This window comes from Paracoccus aminovorans (assembly GCF_001546115.1).
Taxonomy (GTDB): Bacteria; Pseudomonadota; Alphaproteobacteria; order Rhodobacterales; family Rhodobacteraceae; genus Paracoccus; species Paracoccus aminovorans_B.
In genome coordinates, this window is sequence record NZ_LNBC01000051.1 from 1 (window position 1) to 822 (window position 822).

The 822-nt window shown below is 66.2% G+C and carries 2 protein-coding genes; both read left to right on the forward strand.

What is annotated here, in order from left to right; all coding sequences use genetic code 11:
* The coding region (locus ASV56_RS24755) for an AAA family ATPase (protein ID WP_367577182.1) at positions 1–381 on the forward strand (381 nt) is incomplete at its 5' end.
* Between the two features lie 39 nt (positions 382–420).
* Positions 421–762: a hypothetical protein gene (locus tag ASV56_RS24760; RefSeq protein ID WP_253879828.1), complete on the forward strand. Its 342-nt coding sequence runs from the start codon at positions 421–423 to the stop codon at positions 760–762.
* The last annotated feature ends 60 nt before the right edge of the window (positions 763–822 follow it).

Here is an 822-nt window from a genome sequence, read left to right on the forward strand (position 1 = left end):
CATCACGCCGACGAGCTGGCCGCGGGCTTGCACGGGGACATGCCCTGGATGGCCCCGGCCACCGAGGTGATCTGGCACGCAATGCGCCGCTCGTGGCGCGAGGGTGCTCCGGGCCTCAGGATCCCGCCACTCCAGCTCACCGGCCCGCCCGGCATTGGCAAAAGCCGTTTCGGCAGAGATCTTGCCACATTGCTGGCCACGTCCACCGCCGTGATCGAGGCCACCGGCGAGAATGCCTCCTTCGGCATTGTCGGTTCGCAACGTGGCTGGGGTGGATCCTACCCCGGTCGACTGATCGAAACCGTCCTGCAAAGCCGCATCGCCAATCCGGTCATGATTGTGGACGAGATCGAAAAAGCCGGCACCGCGGTTTCGATGTAAGGGCATGCCTTCGGTCTGGCCGAGGCGGTTCTGCCGCTGTTGGAACCGCTGACCGCGCAGCGCTGGAGCTGCCCGTATTACCAGGTGAAATTCGATATGAGCTGGGTGAGCTGGGTGCTGACCTCGAACGATTGCCGGCTGCTGCCCGAGCCCTTGCTCAGCCGGTGCCCGCCGATCCGGTTGCGCCACCTCACTCTTGCGGAACTGCAGGCCTTCGTGCGCCGCGAGGGCGCGAAGCGCAACCTGTCCGAGACGAGTGTCAAGGCGATCTGCGAGATTCTGTCCCATCCGTCCCTGCAGCGGGATCGGCTCAGCGTGCGGACCGCCATCCGCATGCTGCAGCGCGCCGCCGATCTGGAACAGGGGCCGACGCTCCGCTGAACCGGCCCCTTTTCATACTTCCCTGAATCCAGCGCGCCTGCGGCGATGCCGCAGCCGCCC